This window comes from Devosia sp. YIM 151766, assembly GCF_030285925.1.
GTDB lineage: Bacteria > Pseudomonadota > Alphaproteobacteria > Rhizobiales > Devosiaceae > Devosia.
The window spans coordinates 26,682-44,879 of record NZ_CP127251.1; the positions used below are offsets into that span (position 1 = coordinate 26,682).

General features: G+C 64.9%; 19 protein-coding genes and 2 tRNA genes. 9 read left to right on the forward strand and 12 right to left on the reverse strand.

Annotated features, from left to right (window positions below; translation table 11 throughout):
- Window positions 1-6 precede the first annotated feature (6 nt).
- Window positions 7-91: transfer RNA gene (locus tag O9Z70_RS00120), tRNA-Leu, on the forward strand.
- A gap of 180 nt (window positions 92-271) precedes the next feature.
- Here O9Z70_RS00120 and lnt read toward each other — a convergent pair.
- Window positions 272-1,879 carry an apolipoprotein N-acyltransferase gene (lnt, locus tag O9Z70_RS00125; RefSeq protein WP_286020490.1) on the reverse strand — a complete coding sequence of 536 codons (1,608 nt, stop codon included), beginning with the start codon at window positions 1,877-1,879 and terminating at the stop codon, window positions 272-274.
- 262 nt (window positions 1,880-2,141) lie between these two features.
- On the opposite strand from lnt, the gene tsaB reads away from it, so the two are divergent.
- The 4 genes from tsaB to O9Z70_RS00145 all read left to right on the forward strand — a co-directional run bounded on the left by tsaB (window position 2,142) and on the right by O9Z70_RS00145 (window position 4,531).
- Complete coding sequence (tsaB, locus tag O9Z70_RS00130; RefSeq protein ID WP_286020491.1) at window positions 2,142-2,753, forward strand: tRNA (adenosine(37)-N6)-threonylcarbamoyltransferase complex dimerization subunit type 1 TsaB; 612 nt, start codon at window positions 2,142-2,144, stop codon at window positions 2,751-2,753.
- Window positions 2,750-3,229, forward strand: coding sequence for a ribosomal protein S18-alanine N-acetyltransferase (gene rimI / locus O9Z70_RS00135; RefSeq protein WP_286020492.1), 480 nt, complete (start codon window positions 2,750-2,752; stop codon window positions 3,227-3,229). The genes tsaB and rimI overlap by 4 nt, the downstream gene beginning before the upstream one ends.
- Window positions 3,230-3,319: 90 nt before the next feature.
- Window positions 3,320-3,700: a Fur family transcriptional regulator gene (locus O9Z70_RS00140; protein WP_286022044.1), complete on the forward strand. Its 381-nt coding sequence runs from the start codon at window positions 3,320-3,322 to the stop codon at window positions 3,698-3,700.
- Between the two features lie 12 nt (window positions 3,701-3,712).
- Window positions 3,713-4,531 (forward strand): lysophospholipid acyltransferase family protein, encoded by an 819-nt coding sequence (locus O9Z70_RS00145; RefSeq protein WP_286020493.1) that lies wholly within the window; start codon window positions 3,713-3,715, stop codon window positions 4,529-4,531.
- Between the two features lie 5 nt (window positions 4,532-4,536).
- On the opposite strand, the gene O9Z70_RS00150 is transcribed toward O9Z70_RS00145, so the two are convergent.
- Together O9Z70_RS00150 and O9Z70_RS00155 are read right to left on the reverse strand one after the other, a co-directional pair.
- Window positions 4,537-4,794 carry a hypothetical protein gene (locus O9Z70_RS00150; RefSeq protein ID WP_286020494.1) on the reverse strand — a complete coding sequence of 86 codons (258 nt, stop codon included), beginning with the start codon at window positions 4,792-4,794 and terminating at the stop codon, window positions 4,537-4,539.
- Window positions 4,795-4,968: 174 nt separating this feature from the next.
- Window positions 4,969-5,045, reverse strand: a tRNA-Arg gene (locus O9Z70_RS00155).
- A gap of 182 nt (window positions 5,046-5,227) precedes the next feature.
- Here O9Z70_RS00155 and O9Z70_RS00160 point away from each other — a divergent pair.
- Window positions 5,228-5,830, forward strand: coding sequence for a DNA-3-methyladenine glycosylase I (locus tag O9Z70_RS00160; RefSeq protein WP_286020495.1), 603 nt, complete (start codon window positions 5,228-5,230; stop codon window positions 5,828-5,830).
- A gap of 23 nt (window positions 5,831-5,853) precedes the next feature.
- On the opposite strand, the gene O9Z70_RS00165 is transcribed toward O9Z70_RS00160, so the two are convergent.
- The gene (locus tag O9Z70_RS00165; RefSeq protein ID WP_286020496.1) at window positions 5,854-6,291 is read right to left on the reverse strand and encodes an FKBP-type peptidyl-prolyl cis-trans isomerase; all 438 of its coding nucleotides are present in this window, start codon (window positions 6,289-6,291) and stop codon (window positions 5,854-5,856) included.
- 308 nt (window positions 6,292-6,599) lie between these two features.
- On the opposite strand from O9Z70_RS00165, the gene O9Z70_RS16295 reads away from it, so the two are divergent.
- On the forward strand, window positions 6,600-7,175 hold the full coding sequence (locus O9Z70_RS16295) for a transglycosylase SLT domain-containing protein (RefSeq protein WP_502870143.1): 576 nt from the start codon (window positions 6,600-6,602) through the stop codon (window positions 7,173-7,175).
- Window positions 7,176-7,378: 203 nt separating this feature from the next.
- Here the strand turns inward: O9Z70_RS16295 and O9Z70_RS00175 are convergent, their stop codons facing one another.
- Window positions 7,379-7,765: a response regulator gene (locus O9Z70_RS00175; protein ID WP_286020497.1), complete on the reverse strand. Its 387-nt coding sequence runs from the start codon at window positions 7,763-7,765 to the stop codon at window positions 7,379-7,381.
- 330 nt (window positions 7,766-8,095) lie between these two features.
- On the opposite strand from O9Z70_RS00175, the gene polA reads away from it, so the two are divergent.
- Window positions 8,096-11,017 carry a DNA polymerase I gene (polA, locus tag O9Z70_RS00180; protein WP_286020498.1) on the forward strand — a complete coding sequence of 974 codons (2,922 nt, stop codon included), beginning with the start codon at window positions 8,096-8,098 and terminating at the stop codon, window positions 11,015-11,017.
- Window positions 11,018-11,043: 26 nt separating this feature from the next.
- Here polA and O9Z70_RS00185 read toward each other — a convergent pair whose 3' ends face one another.
- Window positions 11,044-11,253, reverse strand: a complete 210-nt coding sequence (locus O9Z70_RS00185; RefSeq protein ID WP_286020499.1) for a hypothetical protein — start codon at window positions 11,251-11,253, stop codon at window positions 11,044-11,046.
- 131 nt (window positions 11,254-11,384) lie between these two features.
- Between O9Z70_RS00185 and O9Z70_RS00190 the strand changes: the two genes are divergently transcribed.
- Window positions 11,385-11,645 (forward strand): hypothetical protein, encoded by a 261-nt coding sequence (locus O9Z70_RS00190; RefSeq protein WP_286020500.1) that lies wholly within the window; start codon window positions 11,385-11,387, stop codon window positions 11,643-11,645.
- A 17-nt stretch (window positions 11,646-11,662) separates the two neighbouring features.
- Here the strand turns inward: O9Z70_RS00190 and tsaE are convergent, their stop codons facing one another.
- From tsaE to O9Z70_RS00220, 6 genes are all read right to left on the reverse strand, one after another.
- Window positions 11,663-12,088, reverse strand: coding sequence for a tRNA (adenosine(37)-N6)-threonylcarbamoyltransferase complex ATPase subunit type 1 TsaE (gene tsaE, locus O9Z70_RS00195; RefSeq protein WP_286020501.1), 426 nt, complete (start codon window positions 12,086-12,088; stop codon window positions 11,663-11,665).
- Window positions 12,089-12,588: 500 nt separating this feature from the next.
- Window positions 12,589-14,988 carry a sensor histidine kinase gene (locus tag O9Z70_RS00200; RefSeq protein ID WP_286020502.1) on the reverse strand — a complete coding sequence of 800 codons (2,400 nt, stop codon included), beginning with the start codon at window positions 14,986-14,988 and terminating at the stop codon, window positions 12,589-12,591.
- A 347-nt stretch (window positions 14,989-15,335) separates the two neighbouring features.
- Window positions 15,336-16,739 carry an adenosylhomocysteinase gene (ahcY, locus tag O9Z70_RS00205; protein WP_286020503.1) on the reverse strand — a complete coding sequence of 468 codons (1,404 nt, stop codon included), beginning with the start codon at window positions 16,737-16,739 and terminating at the stop codon, window positions 15,336-15,338.
- A 124-nt stretch (window positions 16,740-16,863) separates the two neighbouring features.
- Window positions 16,864-17,373 carry a DUF2937 family protein gene (locus O9Z70_RS00210; RefSeq protein ID WP_286020504.1) on the reverse strand — a complete coding sequence of 170 codons (510 nt, stop codon included), beginning with the start codon at window positions 17,371-17,373 and terminating at the stop codon, window positions 16,864-16,866.
- 1 nt (window position 17,374) lies between these two features.
- Window positions 17,375-17,677 carry an HPr family phosphocarrier protein gene (locus O9Z70_RS00215; RefSeq protein WP_286020505.1) on the reverse strand — a complete coding sequence of 101 codons (303 nt, stop codon included), beginning with the start codon at window positions 17,675-17,677 and terminating at the stop codon, window positions 17,375-17,377.
- 3 nt (window positions 17,678-17,680) lie between these two features.
- Window positions 17,681-18,082: a PTS sugar transporter subunit IIA gene (locus O9Z70_RS00220; RefSeq protein WP_286020506.1), complete on the reverse strand. Its 402-nt coding sequence runs from the start codon at window positions 18,080-18,082 to the stop codon at window positions 17,681-17,683.
- Between the last annotated feature and the right edge of the window lie 116 nt (window positions 18,083-18,198).

The window sequence follows — 18,198 nt, forward strand, 5'->3', positions numbered from 1 at the left end:
CCCGTCGCCCAGATGGCGGAATTGGTAGACGCGCACGGTTCAGGTCCGTGTGCCGCAAGGCGTGGAAGTTCGAGTCTTCTTCTGGGCACCAATTTCAAAACCCCGTAGCCGCAAGGCTGCGGGGTTTTTTATTGGCCGCATGTCGCCTCCCCCACCGAATCGCCGGCCCTGCGCCTTCCTCCGCCGCCCAAGATCGTCACCCGCGCGCGTGACGAATGGTGATTTTGGAACAATTTCCCTCAAGGGGAGGGAGGAAAGGCGCACTGCGCCTCTACCCCCGAAACCGCCTCCGCCGCGAGGCGATGAATCCGACGAAAATCCCGGCCAGCACCGCGATCAGGAACGGCCAGTGCCGGATCTGCGCGAAGGTCGTAGCCGGGAGTTTCTGGTGCGGGCGCAGGTCGAGCGCCGCCATTTCGCCGGGTGGCAATTGCGCGGTGATGCGGCCCAGTGGGTCGGTGGCGAAGGTCAGGCCGGTATTGGCGGCGCGCACCAGGCTCATGCCTTCCTCCACCGCCCGCAGCCGCGCATGATGGGCGTGCTGGGCCGGGCCGATCGAGGCGTCGAACCAGGCGTCGTTGGTGAGGTTGAGCAGGAATTGCGCGCCCTCGACATCGCCCAGATCGCCGGAGAAAATGATCTCGTAGCAGACCAGGATCAGCGCCGCCGGCGCCCCGGGCAGGCCCATCAGCCGCCTTTTGACGTCGCCCGCCGACCAGCCCTCGGCGCCGGGAACGAATTGAGTGACGCCCATTTGCGCGAAAAATTCGGCGAAGGGCAGATATTCGCCGAAGGGCACCAGATGCGCCTTGTCATAGGAGGCGACGACTTCGCCGTCGCCATTGATCGCCAATACCGAATTATAGGGCGGTCGGGCGCCGCCGCCATCGAGCGCATAGGGACGGCGCGGCACGCCCGCCAGTAGCGTCGCCCCCTCGGGCAGCATGCGGGCGATGCGGGCCAGCGCCTCGGGATAGGTTTCGAGGAAAAAGGGCAGGCTCGATTCGGGCCAGACCAGATGGGTGATGTCGGCCAGTCCCTGATCGGCCGGGTCCATGCGCATATCCGACAGCATGATCAGCCGGTCGACCAAGGCCACCGGATCGACATTGCCGAAATCGGCGTGTTCATAGACCAGCGGCTGCACCAGCCGCATCGCCATGTCCTGGCGCTCGGTGGAAATATTGCCGGCCAGCCGGTTCCAGCCATAGCCGAGCTGGGCGGCGATCACCAGCAGCGCCAGGAATAGCGGCGCCAGCCGCCGCGACCAGGGCCGGTCGTCGGGCGGCCAGATCAGCGCCGGACTCATCGCCAGCAGCGGGGCGAGGAAGGTCAGGCCATAGACCCCGATCACCGAGGCCAATTGCATCATCGCATCGGTGCCGGTGAGACTGTAGCCGAGCAGGTCGAAGGGAAAGCCGGTAAACACATGGCCACGCAGGAATTCGGCCGCCGCCAGCCAGGCCGAAAGCGTCAAAATGCGGGTCCAGCCATGGCTCCAGAACAGATGCGCCAGGGCGCTGGCCAGCCCCCAGAACAGCGCGATCAGCGCCGCCAAGGCAGCGATGGCGACGGGCATGGCCGCCAGCACCCAGCCGCCATCGACGAAGAAGGCGGCAGCCAGCCAGTGGAAGGCAACGAGGAAATAGCCCCAGCCAAAGGCGAAGCCGATGGCGAAGGCCGGCCCGAACAGGCGCCGCCAGCCCTTGGGGCGTTCGGCCCCGTCCAGCGCCCAGACCCAGACCGGCATGGCCAGGAACAGCAATGGCAGCAGGAAAAACGGCGGCACCGACAACCCGGCCAGCCCCCCGGCGGCCAGCAGCAGCAGGAAGCGGCGCCAGCCCTGACTCAGCATGGCGGTTTCGGCCAGCCAGGTCATGCGCGGAAAAGGATCGAATCAGGGAGCATGAAGGCAAGGTGGTCGCAGCCGGGATGGCCGTCAAGACACCGGTTTGGCGGTGGACTCGGCAGAGGGCCGGCGCTAGGAGTGCGGGCGAGCGTCGTCCCCCTCATCCGGCGCTTCGCGCCAGCTTCTCCCCTAGGGGGAGAAGAACAGGAATGCTGCGCCCTCTTATTGCTCTCCCATCGGGGAGAGGTGGATCGGCCGCAGGTCGAGACGGGTGAGGGGGATGCGAGGCAGTATGACCCAGCCAGTGACCCTTGCCATCGACACCGCCGCGCCGCGCCTGCAATTGGCCGTTGTGCTGCCGGATGGCCGGACCGATATCCTGGTCGAAGACATCGCCAAGGGTCATGCCGAAATCCTTTTCGACCGGCTGGCGACCCTTTTGGCGCGCAACGATCTCGCCTATGAAAATATCGAGCGCGTCGCCGTCACCACCGGCCCCGGTTCCTTTACCGGCTTGCGCATCGGTCTTTCAGCGGCCCGCGGCCTGGGCCTGGCGCGAAAGGTTCCGGTTCTCGGCATTCCCAGCCTGCTGGCGGTTTCGCTCGCCGCGTCCTCCGGCCCGGTCGCCGTCTTGCTCGATGCGCGACGCGGCGAGGCCTATTTCGAAACCTTCCCGGGCCCGGGAATTCTCGGCAGCGGCCCCCGCCTGCTGCCCATCGAGACCGCCCGCGCCGCCATCCCAGCCGATGCGACGCTCCTCGAAACGCCCTTTGCCGATATCGGCGCCATGGCGCGCTTCGCCGCCGGGGCCGATCCGCTGACCTTCCCGCCCCATGCCGCCTATATCCGCGACGCCGATGCCAAGCCGCAGGATGCGGCGCGCATTCCGAGACGTGTGCCATGATGAAATTCTGGATGGCTCCGGGCGGGCTGCATATCGAGCCGGGCGAGACCCGGGACGCCAAGGATCTGGCGCGCATCCATGGCCAGAGCTTTTATCGCGGCTGGCCGAGCGAGGAATTCGAGCGCTTCCTCGCCGACAAGGCCAGTCCGGTCTATATCGCCTGCGATGCGCGCCGCCGCATTGCCGGTTTCGCGCTGATCCGCAATGTTGCCGACGAATCCGAATTGCTCACCATCGCCGTCGATCCGAAATGGCGCGGCAAGGGGCTGGGGCGCGCGCTGATGGAGGCGGTCTTTGCCGATCTCCTGCTATCGCCGGCCCGCTGCATGTTCCTCGAAGTGGACGAGCAGAACCAGCCGGCCATCCGCCTTTATGAAAAGCTCGGCTTTGCCACCATCTCGTCGCGAAAAGGCTATTATCCGCGCCCCGACGGCTCGGCGGCCACCGCGCTTGTCATGGCGCGCGATCTTGGCTAACCCCGTCGAACCGACCACCCGCATGGGAGCGCTGGCGTGACCAAGAACCCGTCCGAGCCGACCCTCGAAGAAGCCTGCGTGGCGCGCGGCATGCGCATGACCGAGCAGCGCCGCATCATCGCGCGCGTCATCGAGGACGCCTCCGACCATCCCGATGTCGAGGAGCTTTATCGCCGCGCCTCGGCGCTGGACCCGCGCATTTCGCTGTCCACCGTCTATCGCACGGTCAATCTGTTCGAAGAGGCGGGGCTGGTCACCAAGCACGATTTCAAGGATGGCCGCGCCCGGTTCGAGCTGATCCCCGACGAGCATCACGACCATCTCATCGATATTCGCTCCGGCACGGTGATCGAATTCCGCAACGAGGAAATCGAGGCCATCCAGGAAGTGATCGCCAAGCGGCTCGGTTACAAGCTGGTCGATCACCGGCTCGAACTCTATGCCGTGCCGATCGACGATAAGAAAGCCTGAGGCGGCTGACACATGATTTTCAGGACGCTGTTCTTCATTTTCGTCTTGGTGCCGTTCCTCGTGGTGGTGATTCCGCTCCAGGCGCTGATCCTGCTCTTGCGCCTGCCCTTCTGGCCGGTGCTACCGCGGCTCTTTCACCGGCTCGGCTGCGTGTTTCTGGGCCTGCGGGTGCAGGTCATCGGCGCCGCCTCCACCGGCCGGCCGACTCTGCTCGTGTCCAACCACATTTCCTGGACCGATATCGTCGCCATCGGTTCGGTGGCCGATGTCACTTTCGTGGCCAAGCGCGAAGTGGGCGAATGGCCCTTTGTCGGCATGATGGCCAATTTGCAGCGCACCATCTATGCCGACCGCGGCCGCCGCTCGGCAACCGGGCGCACCGCCCGGGCCATGGGCCGGCACATGGCCAGCGGCAATGCGGTCTTGCTGTTTGCCGAGGGTCAGTCCGATATCGGCACCCATGTGCTGCCGTTCCGCTCGGCCCTGATCGGGGCGGCTCAGCACGCCATGATCGATGCCGGCGCCAGGGATGTGGTCATCCAGCCGGTGACCGTGGCCTATACCAGGTTGCAGGGCCTGCCGGTCAGCCGCAACGAGCGCTCGTTGATCGCCTGGATCAAGTCCAAATCGGTCGGGCAGAACATCGCCGAAATTCTCTCCGGCCCGGTCAAGGACGTCACCGTCGCCTTCGGCACGCCGATGCCGCTGAGCGAAAGCGACAACCGCAAGGCGGTGAGCAAGGCGGCCGAAATCCAGGTGCGCGCCATGCTGGTGGCGCTCAATCGCGGCGGCAAACTCCCGGTGCAGGCCCCACTTCCGGGGAATGACTGACCGGCTCAGCCGGCCGGCGAGGCCAATTGCTGCTTGAGCCTGCCGACGATATCGGCGGCCTTGACCATCAGGCCCAGCTCGACATCGGCCTCGCTCATGCCCGCGCGCACATCCAGCCAGACCGGCACCAATAGCTCGTGCCGGATTTCCTGGCCGCCGATAGTTTCGGTCAGCACCGCCTTGACCTTGCCGGTCACACGATCTTGCAGGCGTGGATGAGGTTGGCGCTCGGCCAGGGCGATATCGATTAACTCAAGACTCATAATGGCTCCGTGGGAGCCCCCGGAGACCTGTCTGGCCGCCGTTGGTTCACGCGGCCTTAACGTGGATGGTCCGGTGGAAGTTCTCCACAGGTGCGAGGATCGCCAGTCCTGTTGCGGAAACGCACCAGCCCGGGAAACCGGCGGCGTTCGGCGTTCAGAGTTCTGTACTGAAATTGGCGCACCCGACAGGATTCGAACCTGTGACCTCTGCCTTCGGAGGGCAGCGCTCTATCCAGCTGAGCTACGGGTGCGGACCGGAATTGGGCGTGAACCTAGTGCAAGCATGGGGAATGTGCAACTGGCCAAATGCGAGCGTTGGGGATGGTGCCGCATGGGCGGAAGAACCGGTACGCTGACGCGGATTGGCGGTTGGGTTAGGGACATGGAGAGGCCCGCTATCGGGGCGGGCCGGCGGGATCGGAGAGGGGGATCGATGACGACGATCGAGGGGCCCGATGGCCTGCATCGCTGCCGCTGGTGCGCCGGGGCGGCGGAATTGCTGCCCTATCACGATCGGGAATGGGGCTTTCCGGTCGGCGACGACAGGCGGCTCTTCGAAAAGCTCAGCCTAGAAGCCTTCCAGTCCGGCTTGAGCTGGCGCACCATTCTCAACAAACGGGCGGCCTTTCGCGCCGGTTTCGCGGATTTCGATATCGACAGGGTGGCGGCCTTTACCGGCGCGGATATCGCGCGCCTGCTCGCCGATCCCGGCATCGTGCGGCATCGGGCCAAGATCGAGGCGGTCATCAACAATGCGGCGCGGGCCCAGGAATTGATTGCCGAAGCCGGCTCGCTCGCCGCCTTTGTCTGGCGCTACGAGGCCAGGATTGCCGCGCCACCGCAAAGCCGCAGCACCTCGCCGGAATCGGAGGCGCTGTCCCGGGCGCTGAAACAGCGCGGCTGGCGCTTTTTGGGGCCGACGACCGTTTTCGCCTTCATGCAGGCCATGGGCCTGATCAATGACCACGCCGAAGGCTGCATCAGCCGCGACAAGGCGGCGGCGATGCGTGACAGCTTCATGGTGCCGGGGCGATGAGAGGCATCCCCGTCCCGGCGCCGTCAGGCCGCCTTGATCACCTCGACCAATTCCACCTCGAATACCAGGTCCTGGCCGGCCAGGGGATGGTTGGCGTCGACGGTGACGCTGTGCTCGTCCACGCCGACGATTCTGATGGGCAGCATGCCGCCATCGGCGGTGCGGGCCTGCAATTGCGTGCCGATCTGCGGGTCGATGCCCGATGGCATCTTGGCGCGGTCGAGTTGCTGGATGGCCTCCTCGCGGCGCGGGCCATAGGCCGCTTCGGCGGGAATGGTCACCGTGCTTTTCTGCCCGGTTTCCATGCCGGTCAGATGCTGTTCCAGCCCGCTGATCACCTGGCCCTGGCCAATGGTGAATTCCAGCGGCGCCCGCCCCTCGGAAGAGTCGAAACTGGTGCCGTCCAGAAGGCGGCCGGAATAATTGATGCGCACGAGATCGCCTGATTGGGCAATAGCCATGAGACAAGCCTTTCATGAATTTTTTTGCGGCCCGGCATCGCGCCGGGGCCATTGCATTCCGCCGCGCCGGACATGGGCCAGCCCGATATCGGCGAGCATAGTTTTGAGCGCTGCGCGACGGCGGAACCTCAGTCTAGGGCCTGAAACATGGCTGTAAACCTTGATGCCGCCAGCCCCCTTGCCACGGGCCTCTCGGGCCTTGCCGGGGCCGGCAAGGCTTGCCGCACCGTCGTATTTCCGCCATCAAGCCGCCGTGTTTGGCGTTTAGCCGCCTGAGACGAGGGACGAAGGTGGATGAAGGAATGCTCATGATGGCTCGGCCGTTCCCCCTGATCGGCGCCCTGGCCCTGGCGCTGACGCTTGGCGGCTGCTCGGCCGCGGGCATCACGCCGCTGCCCGGCGGCAAGTCGGCCACGGCCGCCATTGCCTCGGCCGCGCCGGCAATCCCCGAAACCCCGGCGGGCCATGTGCCCGCCGCCGATGCGGTGCCCCGTGCCGCCGAGGATTTCGTCATGGCCTATGCCGACGGCAATCGCGGCGAGCTCGATGGACTCATCGCTCATTATTCCGGGCAATACGCTGTGCCCGAGCATTTGGTGCGCCGCGTCATCCTGCGCGAAAGCGGCTATAATTCCGCCGCTCGCAATGGCCCCTATTACGGGCTGATGCAGATCAGCCACGCCACGGCGCGCGGCATGGGCTTTGCCGGCGAACCCGCCGCCCTGCTCGATGCGGAAACCAATCTGCGTTATGCGGTGCGCTATCTCGCCGGCGCCTATGTCACCGCCGGCGGCAATGAGGATCGCGCCGTGCAATTTTACGCCAAGGGCTATTATTACGACGCCAAGCGGCAGGGCCTGCTGGCCCAGAGCGGATTGCGCTGAACCGGTTCACCGCTCCACGCGGATAAATAGCGCGTCCTTCCCGGTTGGTCACTCTCGCGTCAGGCGCGAGGGTGACGAGTAGTGATCGTCCGGGCAAAGCACCCGGTCGCAGCATTTCACTCTCTTGCCGGCTCGGTCGGTTTCCCACCGGTCATTCCCGCTGCATGGCCGCCATAGCCTCTCAGCTCAAACGGAAATCCGCTCTACTCGACCGGCGCCGCCAGCAATTCGCCGATCTTGGCGTGGAATTCATCCTCGCGGAACGGCTTTTCCAGTCGGGGGAACTTGCAGGCAATGCCTTCGGGCAAATCGGCATAGCCGCTGGTCAGCAATACGATGAGGCCCGGATTATGCGCCAGCGCCGCCTCGGCCAGCTCCACGCCGTTCATGCCGGGCATGGAAAAATCGGTCACCAGCATATCGATATCGCCGCGCTCCCTGAGCATGGCGAGCGCCTCGCTGGCCGAATAGGCTTCCAGCGCCACATGGCCCAGATCGCTGAGCTGATCCACCATATTGAGCGTGATCAAGGCGTCATCGTCGACCACCAGGATGACGGCGCGGCGACCCTTTGGCGGACCCAATGTCACGAAATGTCCTTTCGGCTGCGGCAACCGGTTTTCGGAAGGCGGGACAATCCCCTTCCTTTCGCCTTGGGCTTTAGACTATGAAAATGGCAAAGTTGGGTCTGGCGCGGCCCATGATCGAACGTCTCCGGCTTCCCGCGTCAACGCCATTGCCGGCCGGGCGTGGACAGCGCGGCCGGCGAGGGCGCGGAGCGGGCGGCTTCCCCGGGGCGGAGGCCGCGCCTGTGAGAAAATCCCGGACATGTCGTCCTGCTGACAGGGCCGGACAAAAATGGCTGCCATGCTTGCGCCCGAAGCGCTAGTCTCGCCGCCAGAACCAAGAGGAATCGTCTTATGCACCTGCTGCTCGTTGACGGCTCGGGCTATATCTTCCGCGCCTTCCACGCTTTGCCGCCGCTCAGCCGCAAATCGGACGGTCTGCCGGTGGGCTGTGTCCAAGGCTTCTGCAACATGCTGTTCAAGCTGACCCAGGACATGGACGGCGACGAGGCGCCCACCCATATGGCGGTCATTTTCGATGCCAAGGGCAAGACCTTCCGCGACGACATCTATCCCCAATACAAGGCCCAGCGTCCCCCGGCGCCGGAAGAACTCGTCCCCCAATTTCCGCTCACCCGTTCGGCCACCCGCGCCTTTTCCATTCCCTCCATCGAAATGGAGGGCTGGGAGGCCGACGACATCATGGCCACCTATGCCTGCATGGCCAAGGATGCCGGCTGGAAGGTGACCATCGCCTCTTCCGACAAGGACCTGATGCAATTGGTGGAGCCCGATGGCTCGATCCGCCTGCTCGACACCATTCCCCGTCCCGGCCAGCCGCCGCTGCGCTGGATCGGGCCCGATGAGGTGATGGCCAAGTTCGGCGTGACACCGGACAAGGTCGTCGACGTGCAGGCCTTGTGCGGCGACAGCGTCGACAATGTTCCGGGGGTGCCGGGCATCGGCGTCAAGACCGCCGCCGAGCTGATCAATCTCTATGGCGATCTGGAAACCCTGCTGGCGCGGGCCGATGAGATCAGGCAGCCCGCCCGGCGGCAGCGGCTGCTCGACCATGCCGAACTGGCGCGCATCTCCAAGCGCCTGGTGACGCTGGAGCAGCAGGTGCCGGTCACGATTGATCTCGACGGCCTGCTTCGCCAGCCGATCAGCCCCTCGGCGTTGTTCCCCTTTCTCAAGGCGATGGAATTCGCCAGCATCACCAAGCGTCTCGGGGCGCTGCTCGAAGCCAATCCGGACGATTTCGAGCCCGATCCGGCGCTCAAGGCCGGCGGCACCGAGCAAATTCCCGGAGCGCCGCAAAAATCCACCTCGCTGTCGGTGGCCAAGGCCAAGCTCGCCGCCAATGTGGTGCCCGGCACCGGGCCGGCCCGCCACGCCGCCCAAGAGCATGCGCGCATCAAGGCCATCCCGGTCGATCACGATGCCTATGAGGTGGTGACCACGCCCGACCAGCTCGCCCGCTGGATCGAGAAGATCATGTCGAAGGGCTATTGCGCCATCGACATCGAGACCACGAGCCTCGATCCGCAGCAGGCCGATCTCGTCGGCATCTGCCTCGCCACCGAGATCGGCGAGGGCTGCTATATCCCGGTGGGCCATGCCAAGCCGGGCGATCTGCTGAGCGGAGGCGGACTGGTCGAGGGGCAATTGCCCGTCGGCTTCGTGCTCGACAGCCTCAAGCCGGTGCTGCAGGACAAGTCCATCCTCAAGATCGGACAGAACACCAAATACGACATGGAAGTGTTGAGCCGCTACGGCATCGCCATGGCGCCGATCGACGACACCATGCTCATCTCCTATGCGCTGGACGGCCCGCGCTATAACGGGCTCGACGTGCTGGCCGAGCATTGGCTGGATCACAAGACCATCACCTTCGCCGCGCTGGCCGGCACCGGCAAGGCGCAGAAGAGCTTCGACCAGCTCGACATCGCCGCCGCCGCCCGCTATGGCGCCGAGGATGCCGATATCACCCTGCGGCTCTGGCAGGTGCTGAAGCCGCGCCTCGCCGCCGAAAATGCCACCACGCTCTACGAGACCATCGAGCGCCCGCTGGCCCCGGTTCTGGCCCGCATGGAAGCGCGTGGCATCATGGTCGACCGGCAGATTCTCGCCCGGCTCTCGGGCGATTTCGCCCAGCGCGCCGCCGCCTTCGAGGCGGAAGCCTTCGAGCTGGCCGGGCAGAGCTTCAATCTCGGCTCGCCCAAGCAATTGGGTGAAATCCTGTTCGAGAAGATGGGGCTGGACGGCGGCAGCAAGACCAAGACCGGCGCCTGGTCCACCGGCGCCGATGTGCTGGAAGATCTGGCGCTCAAAGGCGTGCCGCTGGCCCGCACCATTGTCGACTGGCGCCAGCTCACCAAGCTCAAGGGCACCTATACCGACGCCCTGCCCACCTATATCAATCCGCGCACCGGGCGCGTGCACACCTCCTATAGCCAGGCCAGCGTGCTGACCGGGCGGCTCTCCTCCAACGATCCCAATCTACAGAATATCCCGATACGCACCGAGGATGGCCGCAAGATCCGCCGGGCCTTCATCGCCCCGCCGGGCAAGATGCTGATCTCCGCCGATTATTCCCAGATCGAATTGCGCGTCCTCGCCCATATCGCCGATATACAGGCGCTCAAGGATGCCTTCGAGGAAGGCCTGGACATTCACGCCATGACCGCCTCCGAAATGTTCAACGTGCCGGTGGAGGGCATGCCCAGCGAAGTGCGCCGCCGCGCCAAGGCGATCAATTTCGGCATCATCTACGGCATTTCGGCCTTCGGTCTCGCCAACCAGCTCGGCATCGCCCGCAGCGAGGCCGGCGATTATATCAAGACCTATTTCGAGCGTTTCCCCGGCATCAAGGATTATATGGCCGCCCAGAAGCTGAAAGTGAAAGCCGATGGCCATGTGATGACCATTTTCGGCCGCCGCATCCAGTTCCCCAATGCCAATTCCGGCAATCCGAGCGAACGCGCCTTCGTCGAACGCGCCTCGATCAACGCCCCCATCCAGGGCAGCGCCGCCGATATCATCCGCCGCGCCATGATCCGCATGGAAAGCGAATTGAACCAGGCCGGCATCGAGGCCGACATGCTGTTGCAGGTCCATGACGAACTGATCTTCGAAGTCCCCGAAGGCACCGAAGATCGGGCGATCCCGGTCATCAGGCAGGTGATGGAAGGCGCCGCCGAGCCCGCGGTGCGGCTCAGCGTGCCGATCCGGGTGGACGCCAAGGCGGCCCGGAACTGGGACGAGGCGCATTAGCGATCCTGCCGCGACCAGGCGGGCGATTATTTATTGGTCCGGCCGCGCTGTCTGGGATCGATGCTGCCATCGGGCGCGGTATCGTTCAGCACGTCGCCCTCGACAGTGTTCTCGCCTTCCTCGTCCTCGAAGATCGTCTCCTGCTGGTCGACGCCGCGCGTGGTCTGGCCGATGCCGGGATTGCGCTTGAGATCGAGATCGTTGGGCTGGCGGGTCGTCGGTTGTTTGGTGGACATGGCTCGCTCCATCTTGGCCCTCATGGCGGTCAATCGCCGCGCCGGGGCATGGGTTGCGCCCGGTCCGATCACGATTGGCAACCAGTGCCGGGCTCACCCGTTGCCTCAGCGAGGGCGAGAGGAGAAAATTCATGGCCCAGCAAAGCAATCACCAGACCCGCGGCACCGAGAAGACCGGGCAGGGCGCCCTGACGCGCGAGCAGCAAAAGGCGATTGCCGAAAAGCGCGAGCGCAGCGACGGCGCCGAGGTCGATCCGCACCAGAAATCGTTGGCCGAGGCGCGTGAAGATATGGAACAGCCCGCCGGCGAATATGAGATTTCCCATGGCGACCGGGCGATTCAGCGCGGCGCCAATCAGGAGAGCGAACACCGCAAGCGCCGGCAGCATTAGCCGGCCGGGGCAGGTGCTTAACGCCGCATCCGCGCCAGCCGCCCCGCGCCGCCAGGCGGCATGTCCAGCGCCACGCTGAGCGTCACCGCATCCAGGACCTGCGGCGCGCGATCGGCCCATTCGACCAGCACGATGGCTTCGGGATCGTCGAGCAGGCCCAGTTCTTCAACTTCGCCGGCATCGGCCAGCCGGTAGAGATCGGCATGCAGCACCGGGCCGCGCGGCGTCTCATAGGGCTGGATGAGGGCAAAGGTCGGCGAGGGCACCTCCAGAGCCGGATCGTCGGCCAGAGTACGGATGATCGCCCGGGCCAGGGCGGTCTTGCCCGCCCCGAGATCGCCTTCGAGGCTCACCACCTCGCCGGGCTTCAGCGTCAGCGCCAGTTCTGCCCCGAATTGCGCGGTGGCGGCATCATCGGCAAGAAAACGCTCACTTCGGGTCATTAGGGACATCGGCCTGCCTGCATCGCTACCGTCAACGGGCACAGCACTAGAGCGTTTCCACCGTTCACGGAAGCGGTGATGTTGGTGCCGCATCCCGCAAAGGCCTGGATTGCGGGTTCCAAAAGCCCCACTCGTCACCCTCGCGCTCGAGAAGGGGGACCGTCATACCAACGCCTCCCAGACCTCATGGTGAGCCTGTCGAACCATGGGGTCGCGGCCACCGAGCTACTGTCCTCGTCCTTCGACAGGCTCAGGATGAGGTCTGCGAGAAAATCGCGCCCGCTCCCCCGCTCGTCACCCTCGCGCCCGACGCGAGGGCTTTGTTGCCACTTCCGCCGCAAGAGCCTCGCTTGAGCACTGCGTCATTCCCGTGAAAGCGGGAACCTCCGTTATCGAAACGGCGACCCCGCCTGGACACCGAGAAAAATGCCGCCTCGGCGCCCGAAATGGCTGACGATCCAAGAAGCCAACGCCATCCACGCCCAATGCGATAGCTCTCGCTATTCCGCCACTCCGGCCAGGGCGCTGTTCATTGGCAGGTTGACGATGATGCGGCTGCCGCGCGGTTCGCGTTTTTCCGCCGAGATGGTGCCGCCATGCAGGTTGACGAAAGTGCGTACGATGGCAAGCGCCAGGCCGGCGCCGCGCTGGCGTCCTCCCGCATGCGGCGCGTCCAGCCGGGTGAGAATGGCGGCCTTCATCTCGTCGGTAATGCCCGGCCCCTCATCCTCGATGACGAATAGCATGCGGTCGGCGCGATGGGACACCGAGAGGCGGATTTCCCCGCCCGGCGGCGAGAAGCGGGCGGCATTGGAGAGCAGGTTGTAAAGCACCTGCACGATGCGGGTGCCATCGGCGACGAAGGCGGGCAGGCCCGGCTCGATCTCGATGACCAGATTCGGCGCCTCTCCGGCCACTTCGGGGAAAGTGGCGGTGATGCCGGCCTTGGCCTTGTCGACCAGGCCCGCGACATCGAGCGTTTCGGGGTTGAGCTCGGCAATGCCGGCATCGACCGAAGCGAGGTCGAGAATATTGTCGATAAGCACGCCCAGCGTCACCGAGGAGGCGCGGATATAGCCGATATAGTCGCGCTGCCTGTCGTTGAGGCTGCCCCCTTCGGCGTCGGCCAGCAGGTCGGCGAAGCCAATGATATTGGTCAGCGGCGAGCGCAGTTCGTAGGAGACGTTTTCCACGAAGGCGTCCTTGAGCCGGTCGGCGGCGACCAGGGCATCGTTGCGTTCCTTCAGCACTTTGGAATAGGAGGCGCTTTCGGTGACGTCGAGGAAGGTCATCATCGTCTGCCCGTCGGGCAGGCGGGTCACGGCATAATCGATCAGCCGCCCGTCTGAGCGGTTGATGCGGCCGGTGCGGTCGGTGCGCGTGGGGTTGAGATCGACGATGGAGCGCTTGAGGTCCCGCCAGATGGCGGCGCCATCCTCGGGAATGGCCTCGCCGCTGGTTTCGGCCAGCCGGTCGATATGGGGATTGGCGCCCAGCGCGTTCATCGGCAGCTTCCACAGCTTGGAAAGCTGCGGATTGGACAGGGTGAGCCGGCCATTGGTGCCGAATACCGCCACCGCCTCGGACAGCGCATTGATGCTTTCGTGCAGCACATTGGTGAAGGACCTGTTGGTGCTTTCCAGCTCCAGCCGCTCGGTCAGGTCCTCGAACACATAGATGACGCCGCCATGGGGACTGGCGGGGGCAGAAATCACCTTGATGGTGCGCCCGTCCGGCAGGTGCCAGGGCTCGGCTTCGAAAGGCTCCTTGCGGCCATAGCTTTCCAGGTGCCTGGCCCGCCAGGTGTGATAATCGACCTGGCTGGGCAGCATGCCTTCGGTGCGCAGCTTGTCGAGAATGGCGCGTTCGTCGAGACCGAGAGCGAGGAATTTCGGATCGAGATTCCACAGCGCCGCATAGGCGGCGTTGAATTGGGTGAGTTCGCGCCTGGCATTGAAAATGGCGATCGGGGTGCCCAGCGCATCGATGATGCCGCCGATATGGGCCAGGCCGGCTTCGGCGGGCGGGCGCATCGGCTCCAGCGGCCGCAGATAGCCGGCGCGGCCGCCCGGCAGGTCGAATTCGACCAGTTCGAACCGGCCATGGGTGGCAAAGTCCAGCATCAGGACGCCATTGCCGTCGCGGGCCGCTTCCTTGCCGGCATCGACGATCTCGGCGGGACTGGTTTCGGCGCAGCTCCGGCCCAGGGCTCCGGCCAAAGCGCAATAGGGGCCATTGGCATAGACCAGGCGGCCATCGCCATCGCGCTGGAAAGCCGGCTTGGACAAAAGGCTCAATATGGTGCGGACGCTCTGCCAGTCGCCATTGGCGATTTCGGCGCGGGTATCGGCGAGCAGCGCGCCCTCGTCGTCGGGCTGGGCGAAGGCCGGACGCAGGCGCAGGGCCGCACCGCTCCCCATGGTCCAGCCGGTGGCGCGCACCAGCTTGCCCCCGAGCGTATGCAGGCTCACCGCGAAGCCGCGGCCCTGCAGGCGCAATTCGTCGAGCAGGGCGGCGAGGCGATTGGCTTCGGCGGGGCCGAGCCAGGAATGCAGGTTGAGTACGCTTTGCGGCTGACGGCCCGGCGGCAGCACCGCATCGGCCTGGCCGAGAATGCGCGGGCCGTCCTGGTTGCTCCACAGAATGGTCAGCTCGCTGCTGCCCGAGACCAGGTTCTCATATTCGTCGACCAGCGCGCGCAGCGCGGCGATCTGCTCGGCGGCCCGGCGGCGCATGGCGCGGTTATCGGTCAGCGTATTGCGGATGATGCCCATGGAGAGCAGCGCGAAGCCGCCGGCGCCTATCGCAATGGCCAGGGGGGCGATGCCGCCCAGATTTGCCGGAACAAAGCCCTGCGCCAGGGCGGGGCCCGCCGTGATCAGGGTCAGGGGCGCGGCCATGGAAGCCGCGAATCCCAATTGTTTCCGGAACCGATCCGGCGCCATGACTGCCCTCTCTCGCTCAAACTGGTGCTGCCAATCCGGCACAGGCCGGTACGCCACTCAAGACCAGGCTGCCGACGCCGGATCGAAACCGATCCCGGCCGCCCCCAAACGGCTTGCCTGTCCCCCGCAACCCGAATCACTCAGACCATAGCGGGCGCGCGAATCCGGAAAAAGAGTCTTCATGGCTGTGGGTTGCGGGCAAATGCGACGGAAGGCCCTTGACCCGAGAACGAAACAGAAACCTTTATAAAAAGTAAAAGCCCGGCGCGATGGCCGGGCTTTTGCGCAGGATTTCTCCGCCGCTAATAGCGATATTCGCTCGATTTGAACGGGCCATTGACGGTGACGCCGATATAATCGGCCTGGTCCTTGGTCAGCTTGGTCAGCTTGGCGCCGAGCTTGGCCAGGTGCAGTTCGGCGACCTTTTCGTCAAGATGCTTGGGCAGGACATGCACCTTCTTCTCGATCTTGTCGCCATTGGTCCAGAGTTCGATCTGGGCCAGGGTCTGGTTGGCAAAGCTTGCCGACATGACGAAGCTGGGATGGCCGGTGGCATTGCCCAGATTGACCAGCCGCCCTTCGGACAGCAGGATCAGGCGCTTGCCATTGGGCTGCTCGATCAGGTCGACCTGCGGCTTCACATTGGTCCACTTGAAATTGCGCAGGCCCAGCACGTCGATCTCGTTGTCGAAATGGCCGATATTGCAGACAATGGCCATGTCCTTGAGATTGCGCATGTCGTCGACCATCAGCACGTCGCGATTGCCGGTGGCGGTCACCACGATATCGGCGCGATGCGCGGCCTCGGCCAGGGTCACCACCTCGAAGCCTTCCATGGCCGCCTGCAAGGCGCAGATCGGGTCGACTTCGGTGACCAGCACGCGGGCGCCGGCGCCGCGCAGGCTTTCCGCCGAGCCCTTGCCGACATCGCCATAGCCGCAGACGATGGCGACCTTGCCGGCCAGCATGACGTCGGTGCCCCGGCGGATGGCGTCGACCAGCGATTCGCGGGTGCCATATTTATTGTCGAATTTGGACTTGGTCACCGAGTCGTTGACATTGATGGCCGGGAACGGCAATTCGCCCCGCGCATGCAATTGATAGAGCCGCATCACCCCGGTGGTGGTCTCCTCGGAGACGCCGCGGATATTGGCGCGGATGGTCGAATAGAAATTCGGGTTCTGCGCCAGCCGCTTCTTGATGGTGGCGAAGAAGATTTCTTCTTCCTCATTACCGGGCTTGTCGAGAATGGCCGGATCGGTCTCGGCCTTGGCGCCGGTCAGCACCAGCATGGTGGCGTCGCCGCCATCGTCGAGGATCATGTTGGGGGTGCCGCCATCGCCCCATTGCATCATCCGGTCGGTGAAGTCCCAATATTCCTCCAGCGTCTCGCCCTTATGGGCGAAGACCGGCACGCCGGCGGCGGCGATGGCGGCGGCGGCATGGTCCTGGGTGGAGAAGATGTTGCAGCTCACCCAGCGCAGATCGGCGCCGAGCGCCGCCAGCGTCTCGATCAGCACGGCGGTCTGGACCGTCATGTGCAGGCTGCCGGCAATGCGCGCGCCTTTCAGCGGCTGGGCGGCGGCATATTCCTCGCGGATCGCCATCAGGCCCGGCATTTCGATTTCCGCGATGCTGATTTCCTTGCGGCCGAAATCGGCGAGGGCAATGTCCTTGACCGCGTAATCGGTCGGGCTCTTGGTCATGTCTGGCTCCACAAAGGCGATCATCTCGTGCCTTTCCTATACGGGAGCAGACCTTACCGATCAATGAGGGATATAAAGGTTCGTTTATGTCTTCGCGCCCGAAACGCCGCGCGAAGAGTCAAGCTCACGCCCGGTAGCGCCGCTCCCGCCGCCGGAAGGGCAGCGCGCAGAACCGCACCAGGGCGGACAGGACCAGATAGCCCAGCATAAACCCGGCGCCGGCATAGAGCACGCCTTCCATCGTGACCGGCATGGCCGGCCGGTAATTTTCCAGCGTCCGGCGCCCGACATCGCTGTCGAGATAGGCGGGAAGCGATTGCAGCCGTTCCAGCGGGCCGGCGCCCTCGATGCGGGCCAGGGTCCGGCTCAGGTCCTCATAGCGCAAGAAGGTGCGGGCCATGCTGTCGCCGCGTCCGGCCAGGAAGTCGTCGCTGGAAATGGCATAGCGGTCCAGCGCCGCCTGCCGTTCCATGCCGCCGGCTTCGGCGGCGCGGTCGAAATCCTCGGTGATGACCCGCAGCTCGTCCACCGCGCCGCCCAGGCGCTGGACATATTGCTGGGCATATTCGGGAAATTGGCTGAGCGTCGCCGCCAAGGCGATCCCGCCCACACCCGCGATCAATCGCCGCGCCAAATCAAGCCTCCTGCGCTCCCTCCACATCCTCGTCGAAGCCGTTATTGACCAGTTCGGTAATGGCTTCCAGAGCTTCCCGGGCCTGCTTGCCGGTGGCCTGCACCAGGATGGTGACGCCCGGTCCGGCACCCAGCATCATCAAACCCATGATCGAATTGCCGGCGACCGAGACGCCGTCCTTGATGACATGGATATTGGCGTCGAAACATTCCGCTGTCCGCACGAAGCGCGCCGAGGCGCGGGCATGCAGGCCCTTGCGGTTGCGGATCGTCAATTGCTGGGCCACGGCCCTGCTCGCATCCATGGGTCAGGCGCCGCCCAGCACGGCATTGGCGACGGTGATGTATTTCTTGCCCGCTTCCTGGGCGACGGTCACCGCCTCTTCCATGCTCATCTCGTCCCGGACCCGGCCGAGCTTGACCAGCATGGGCAGGTTGACCCCGGCAATGACTTCCACATTGCGGTTCTGCATCACCGAGATGGCAAGATTGGACGGCGTGCCGCCGAACATGTCGGTGAGCACGATGACGCCCGAGCCGCTATCGGCGCGGTCGATGGCCGTGAGGATATCCTCGCGCCGGGCTTCCGCATTGTCGTCCGGGCCGATGGCGATGGCCTCGATATAGTCCTGCGGACCTACCACATGTTCCATGGCGAGCTTGAACTCGTCGGCGAGCGCGCCATGGGTCACCAGAACCAATCCGATCATGCACATTCCCCAGGCGGTCGTCGCAAGCCCGCTTGCTTGGCGCGACGGCTCATGAGCCCCCAGTTCTTCCTGCCGCAGGGCGCCGGCAGGTAACCCGGGCCCAGTCTTGTCCCCAG